Source organism: bacterium (genome assembly GCA_030693205.1).
Lineage (GTDB): Bacteria > Patescibacteriota > Minisyncoccia > JAHIHE01 > JAHIHE01 > JAHILZ01.
This window is the reverse complement of the sequence record JAUYBG010000017.1, coordinates 1-6,959: the sequence shown is the minus strand read 5'-3', so window position 1 is coordinate 6,959 and position 6,959 is coordinate 1. Positions and strand designations below refer to the sequence as shown.

The window sequence follows — 6,959 nt, the reverse complement described above, 5'->3', positions numbered from 1 at the left end:
TATCAGGAAGTGAGGAAAAAGCTAAAGCTGTCTTGACAAAACGCTATTTTATGCTATAATAACAAGTCCTTAATTCGTTCGACGTGCTCAGAATTAATGGTGAGTGGAATCGAATCATTAAGAACTAGGGACTTGTTCTCTTTTTATGTTTATAGAGCAAAACTAGGAGATGATTGAAAATGGAAAAGAGTGGATCAATGTTGGTATTAATGGTACTGTTTAGCGTTTTGTTGTTTTCTGAAATTCCTTTGTCAAAGGCATACGAGGATACTTGTCTTCCGGAGTTTTTGACAGACGGCATAACGATAGAACCGAACAAAACAAGTGTTGTGTCGGGTGAGGTTTTTTGGCTAAAAACTAAATATAGCAAACCAAGAGATTGTGTTGGCTATAGTTTTAGCTGGACAACCGATAATCCCGATGTGATTTTCGGCAATGCGTCGCTTAAGGAAACAAAGGCGACAATAAGGCCGGGAGCTCTGTCCGGAGGCAAGAACATTATAATAAAAGCCGTATTGTCGCATGGCGCAAGGCGAATAGAGCAAGAGGCGGAAATAAGAATTATTTCTGCTAATTCTCCGCCATCGGCATCGCTTAACCACGATCCTGCTTTCTCATTTACGAGTTTTAACGTTGGTTGTAAAAACTCTAAAACCGGAAACGGTTTTAATGAAGAAGGGGATCGCGTACAATATTGCAAGGCGACGCTATATGTAATCAGAAATGGTCAGCAGGTGCCGATCAGTGAAGACAGCACGACAGCCAATGAGAAAGGAGAGCTTTCTCAGATGCGTTTGAAGCCGGCAGAGCTTGGAGATTACTTTATTAAGCTCGAGGTAAAAGATTTATTTGGAGCAACTTCCATAATCGAAGAACCTTTGGAGGTTAATAAAGGGAACACTGGCAATGATATTCCGGTTGTTTTCATCAACAGTACACTTACTTGTTTCCGAGGAGAGGAATGCGTATTTGACGCTTCGGAAACCAGAAGAAGAGATGATAATGTTTCGGTGTTTAATTATTGGCTCATGAATAATGGCAAAGAGACGAGCATGTTAAAAGACCTGAAAGGGATCAATTGCATGACTTCCGTTTGCCCTCACGTTTTCAATAATACCGGAACGCTTCAGGTAAAAGTAACGGCAAACTATTTTAGACAAACAAAAATTGGTTATAAAATAGTTACCGTAACTATTAAAAACAAACTTTCAACAGCAGTTCAAGCGACTCCCGTGGCAACAGTACAGGCCTTCTATAATCAGAATCAGCCAGCCGCGCCAATAAGCGCCATGCCGTCAACAGCAACATCAGACGATGGCTGTGAAGGCTATCGGTGCAAAAGCTCGCCTGGAGCAGGCGGATTCGCGCTCATTGCCATATTGGTAATCCTGGCGCGAAAAATAAAAAAATAAGTTTTCAATTTTAGCCGATCAAGACAATGTCTTGGTCTGGCTATTTTTTTTGGAAAAAATTTAATTTGACATCCCGCGCGCTTCAGGTATAATGTAATTAGACTAATAGGTTCTAGATATCTTGCGACCCGTAAAATATAATTATTTTTAAATATATTAAAGGCCAAGCTAAGTATGTGACCTATCAAAGTCAGTCTGCTACCAAGCGGGCTAGAAAGGTCGCTTAATTAAAAAAAGAAAGAAAAAAATCATATGGCATTCCAAGATTTCGGCGGCGGCTCTGGCAACCAGGGCGGCTTCCAAAAGCAGATGTTCGATGTTGCTAACATGAACATCAAGTGCAAAGATTGCGGCACTCCGATCACTCAACTTCCGTTCAATCCGGACCCAGCGAGACTGGATTCGATTCGATGCAAAGATTGCATGAGAAAATTCCGAGATTCAAGACCGTCAAGATTCTAAGCGTGAATTTTCGAAAGATCAAATTAATAAAACCCTCGTAAAAGAGGGTTTTATTTTATTACAAGAGGTCAACTGCTTATCCACAGGATATTAAGGCTATAGTTAAGCAGAGTTAAGTTTTTTTATGGTTACAAAGGTTGATTTTTTGAGCGAAAAATGCTATAGTGTAGAAACTTAAATCATAATTCATTTGTTTATGTCCGGACATTCCAAGTGGAAGCAAATTAAAAGAGGCAAGGCGAAAACTGATTCCGAGCGGGCCAAGGTTTTTACCAAAATGGCGCGTTTTATCGCCGTGGCTGCCAGGAAAGGCGCGGATCCGGATATGAATGCGGAGCTTCGAATGTCCATTGAAAGAGCGAAATATGAAGACATGCCGAGAGAGAATATCGAGCGGGCGATAAAAAAAGGCGCCGGTGGAGATATCGGCGTGGAACTGGAAAATGCCGAATATGAAGTTTTTGGGCCGCACGGGACGATGTTTGTGGTTAAGGTTCTGACGGATAATAAAAATCGGACCGTCGGGGAAATAAAAAATATTTTATCAAAGCATAGCGGCCGGCTGGGCGAGATCGGTTCCGTGAAATGGATGTTTGATAAGTTTGGCGTGATAGTGCTTGAGGGCGGCAAAAAAGAAAAAAACGAGAGTGTGGAAATGGCGGCGATCGAGGCGGGAGCCGAGGATGTAAAGGAAAAAGATGGAACGTTGGAAATTTATACGGCACCGGAAAATTTTGATAAGGTTCTAAAAATATTGCAGGTACCTGGAAATAAAGTAACGAGTGCTTCGATTGACTGGGTGGCAAAAAATCCGATTAAGCTTGAAGACGCGAAAGCGACGGAAGACGTGGAAGGACTTTTAAACGTATTGGACGAACAGGATGATGTGGAAGAAATTTATTCTAATATTGAAAATTTATGATAATCCTTGGTATTGATCCCGGTACGGCGATAGTCGGCTATGGAATAATTTTAAAAGAAAAAAGCAAATTGTCGCTTCTTGGTTACGGATGTGTCACAACGGATAAAATATTGCCCCAGGCCGACCGGTTGAGTATTATAAAGAAAGAGATCGGGAAAATCATAAAAAAATATAAGCCCGGTGTAATGGCTGTGGAAGAGCTTTTTTTCTTTAAGAACCTTAAAACAGCCATAAAAGTGGCGGAAGCGCGCGGAGTGCTTTTGGTTACCGGCAAAGAAGCGAATTTGCATATTTGCGAATATACTCCTTTGGAGGTAAAAATCGCTACGGTCGGCTATGGACGAGCCGAAAAACAACAAGTGCAAAAGATGGTCAAAGCGATACTTGGTTTGAAAGAGATTCCTTGTCCGGATGACGCGGCCGACGCGCTGGCGATTGCCATTTGCGCCGCGCACAGCTTGCACTCCTGCGGAGTATTATACGACATCAAATAAGCAATTGAGTACAAATTTTAAAAATATTAGATAAAAAATATGAAATATTTAGTGACAGGCGGAGCCGGATTTATCGGCTCGAATTTAATAGAAAGATTGATAGCCGAAGGGCACGACGTCATTGTGGTTGATAATCTTTCTACGGGAAGCTTGAAAAACTTAGAGGCGGTAAAGAATAAAATTAAATTTATTAAATCTTCGGTGGCGAATATTTTCAAGAATGAAGACATAAAAAATTTAAACGGAATTTATCACTATGGCATTCCTTCCTCGACGCCGCTATACAGGGAAAATCCGCATTTGGTAGGAGAGGCGATAAACGAGTTCAATGTGATTTTGGAATTAGCCAAAAGAGAGAATTGTAAATTTGTTTATGCTTCTTCGTCTTCGATCTACAATGGCAATCCGACCCCTTTTACTGAGGATATGCCGGTTCATGTCAAAGATCTATATACGGAAGCTCGTTATGCGATGGAAAGATTGGCAAAATTATATTTTGACTGGCACGGCGTGCGATCGATCGGGATAAGATTTTTTAGCGTTTATGGCCCGCACGAGGAAGCAAAAAAGAACTTCGCGAATTTAGTGACGCAGTTCTTGTGGGCGGCGCAAAAAGGCGAGAAGCCGGTTATTTATGGAGACGGCAATCAAACGCGGGATTTTACTTTTGTAAAAGATATTATTGAAGGCTGTGTGCTGGCGATGAATTCGAAAGTTGAAAATGATATTTTTAATATTGGAGCGGGTTTTCAATATACCATAAATGATATGGTAAAAATACTCGAGAAAGCGCTTGGCAAGAAGATTGAATGCCGATATACCCCCAGTCCATTGCAAGGCTATGTTTATGAAAATTGGGCGGATACCGGAAAAGCGGAAAAAGTTTTAGGGTTTAAGTCGCAATACCCTTTTGAAAAGGGGTTAAAAGAAATAATTGAATATTATAATTATAAAACGAGCAAATAATTAAATCGAAAATATAAATAAATATATGCAAACAAAACAAAAATATACCGACTATGGCCAAAAAGGCAATAAAAGTAATGCCATTATTTTCGGCGGCAAAGAAAGAGTTCCGAGCGTGAGATTTGTCGCTGATATGAAAGAGGTTATCCTGGACCAAGAATGGGCGAAAAAAAACAAATCCCTGCCGCTTTATTATATGTATCGCGATTTGGCGGAAAGCGAAAAAGAAGCGGAGAAAATCAAAGAAGCGGACTTGCGCTACGATATCCTCGAATCAGTGCCGGTAATTTTGGGGAAAGAATATAATAAAACCGCCGGACATTATCATTCGGGAATAGAGGATACGAATTTTACTTATCCTGAACTCTACGAACTTATCAAGGGCGATGCGTATTATCTGATGCAAAAACTGAAAGGCGATAAGATCATTGATGTTTATGCGGTGCGGGCGAAAAGCGGCGATAAAGTTTTGATGCCGCCGGGCTATGGGCATTTCACTTTTTTTCTTTCGAAAGATCCTATTCGAATGAGCAACTGGACGCCAAGCAATTCGCTTTCCGATTATAAACAGATAAAGATGAAGCATGGCGCGGCGTATTATGCATTGGTTGATAAAAAAGCGGCCGATGGAATATGGTGGGTGAAAAATGGAAATTATTCCGAGGTGCCGCCTTTGCGATTTTTAAAACCGACTAACTTTAGCGATATTGGATTAGTTAAAGACATAAATATGTATGGTTTGGCAAATAATTTGGAAAAATTGGATTATCTGAATAATCCGCAAAATTATTCTGAATTATGGGAGAGAGTTTTAAATAATAAATGATTTTATTTATGAAAATTCTTATTATGGCTGGCGGACGCGGTACGCGCCTTTGGCCTTTAAGTAGGACAGAAAAACCCAAGCAATTTCAAAAATTGATCAGCGACAAAACAATGCTTCAGGAAACAGCGGAAAGATTGTTGCCACTGGGTTCATGGAGCGATATTTATATTTCCACCAGTTCTTATTATGTAAAAGAAGTGCAAAAAGAGCTGCCGAACGTTTTAAAAGAAAATATTATTGATGAGCCTGTTAGCAGAGAGCGCGCTTCCAGTATCGCTTTGTCTACCGCATTTTTTATCAAGCGATGCCCCGACGAAACAGTAGTAATTTTTCCGGCGGATCATCTGATAAAAAAAGACAAAACTTTGATTTCCGCTATTAAAGACGGGGTTGCTTTTTTGGAAAAAAATTCTGATTATCTTTTGACGATTGGAGTAAAACCGGATGCCGTCGATACAGGGCTTGGATATATAAAAAAAGGAGGAATATTTTCAAAAAAGGGCAAACGATCGGTTTATAAAGTGGAAAAGTTTATAGAAAAACCGGATCTTGAAACCGCTCAAAAACTTATTAAGAGCGGAGAGTATTTTTGGAATTCCGGAATTTATATTTGCAAGCCGAAAAATTTGATTGAAAAATATAGAAAATTCGTACCGGATACCTATGAACGGATATTAAAATTCATAAACGCCGTTGATACTCTCGAATATCGGGAAGTTTTGGAAAAAGAATATCCCGGAAGCGACCCTATTTCTTTTGAATATAGCATTGTTGAAAACGATAATAAGGTTTTGATGATGCCGACGGATTTAGGCTGGAGCGATATCGGCAGCTGGGCGGTGCTCAAAGATTCTCTGGTAAAGCATAATAATAAAAATTTCGTTAAAGCCGCTCATTTGGATATCGGTTCAAAAGATCTTTTGGTTTACGGTTCGCCGAAAAAATTGATCGCCACTGTGGGCTTGAAAGGCCTGATAATCGTGGATACGCCGGATGTGATTTTGATCTGCGACAAATCCCAATCGCAGGATGTGAAAAAGATCGTGGCGATGCTGGAAAAGACGAACGGGGAGAAGCATTTGTAAAATATTCTATTCAATGAATCTCATTCACCTTAAAGAGTTAAAAAATTTTTACATCAGTGTTTCTTTGTATAGTTTTGCTTTTGCGATAATTTCGCTTTTTATTCCTTTGTATTTATTTGAAAAAGGATTTTCAATATCGTTAATTTTTTGGTTTTACGCGATAAGCCAAGCCGGACGGCTTCTATCTCTTCCAATAGCGGCGCATCTCTCAAGCATCTACGGCGCTAAGAAAATGATTGGTACGGCTTTGATTTTTCAGATAATTTATTTTGTTTTTTTGCATAAGATCGATTATTTATCAATCAATTTCTTTGCTAGTGCTTTGATTTTAGGTGTAGTTCAGTCTTTTCTTTGGCCGCCATATTGGATACATCTATCTAAAATTTCTCCGAACGAAAATCGGGGAAAAATTCTTGGCCGGCTTAATATCTTTATAGCTATTGCAACTGCTATTAGTCCGCTTATTGGAGGCATAGTTATTGCTAATTACGGTTTTGGTTCTGCTTTTTTACTAACGGCGATTTTAATAATGCCGTCCATTGCGCTGTTGTTATCAACGCCCGAAGTTTCTAAAATTAGGAAAATTAATTTTAAACTGGTATCTTTACGGAAAATTTACCCAGACTTGATTGCTAACGGGTTTGATAATATCCAATTATATTTGTATAACGCGCTCTGGCCGATTTTTATTTTTATCATAATCCCTCAGTATAAATCGATTGGTTTTATACAAACAGTTTCTCTAGTCATTTCTATCGCGGTTTTTTATTTTGTTGGAGTATGGGTTGATAA

General features: G+C 39.5%; 7 protein-coding genes. All 7 read left to right on the top strand.

Translation table 11 applies throughout. The features are described from left to right. Positions 1-248: 248 nt before the first annotated feature. Positions 249-1,412 (top strand): hypothetical protein, encoded by a 1,164-nt coding sequence (locus tag Q8N37_03970; protein ID MDP3057645.1) that lies wholly within the window; start codon positions 249-251, stop codon positions 1,410-1,412. 658 nt (positions 1,413-2,070) lie between these two features. Further along, a complete protein-coding gene (locus Q8N37_03965; GenBank protein ID MDP3057644.1) occupies positions 2,071-2,796 on the top strand; it encodes a YebC/PmpR family DNA-binding transcriptional regulator in 726 nt (241 codons plus the stop codon). Then, entirely contained in the window at positions 2,793-3,290 is a 498-nt protein-coding gene (ruvC, locus tag Q8N37_03960; protein MDP3057643.1) for a crossover junction endodeoxyribonuclease RuvC, read from the top strand. The genes Q8N37_03965 and ruvC overlap by 4 nt, the downstream gene beginning before the upstream one ends. 39 nt (positions 3,291-3,329) lie before the next feature. After that, complete coding sequence (locus Q8N37_03955) at positions 3,330-4,256, top strand: NAD-dependent epimerase/dehydratase family protein (protein ID MDP3057642.1); 927 nt, start codon at positions 3,330-3,332, stop codon at positions 4,254-4,256. Positions 4,257-4,281: 25 nt separating this feature from the next. Then, positions 4,282-5,082: a glucose-6-phosphate isomerase family protein gene (locus tag Q8N37_03950; protein ID MDP3057641.1), complete on the top strand. Its 801-nt coding sequence runs from the start codon at positions 4,282-4,284 to the stop codon at positions 5,080-5,082. Between the two features lie 8 nt (positions 5,083-5,090). Beyond that, complete coding sequence (locus tag Q8N37_03945; protein ID MDP3057640.1) at positions 5,091-6,167, top strand: sugar phosphate nucleotidyltransferase; 1,077 nt, start codon at positions 5,091-5,093, stop codon at positions 6,165-6,167. Positions 6,168-6,180: 13 nt separating this feature from the next. After that, positions 6,181-6,959 (top strand): MFS transporter (locus Q8N37_03940; protein ID MDP3057639.1); only part of this gene is annotated, 779 nt, incomplete at its 3' end.

Excerpts from the sequence above, each read along its gene's own strand:
- Q8N37_03965 (MDP3057644.1), top strand. The coding sequence starts at position 2,071 with ATGTCCGGACATTCCAAGTGGAAGCAAATTAAAAGAGGCAAGGCGAAA.
- ruvC (MDP3057643.1), top strand. The coding sequence starts at position 2,793 with ATGATAATCCTTGGTATTGATCCCGGTACGGCGATAGTCGGCTATGGA.
- Q8N37_03955 (MDP3057642.1), top strand. The coding sequence starts at position 3,330 with ATGAAATATTTAGTGACAGGCGGAGCCGGATTTATCGGCTCGAATTTA.
- Q8N37_03950 (MDP3057641.1), top strand. The coding sequence starts at position 4,282 with ATGCAAACAAAACAAAAATATACCGACTATGGCCAAAAAGGCAATAAA.
- Q8N37_03945 (MDP3057640.1), top strand. The coding sequence starts at position 5,091 with ATGAAAATTCTTATTATGGCTGGCGGACGCGGTACGCGCCTTTGGCCT.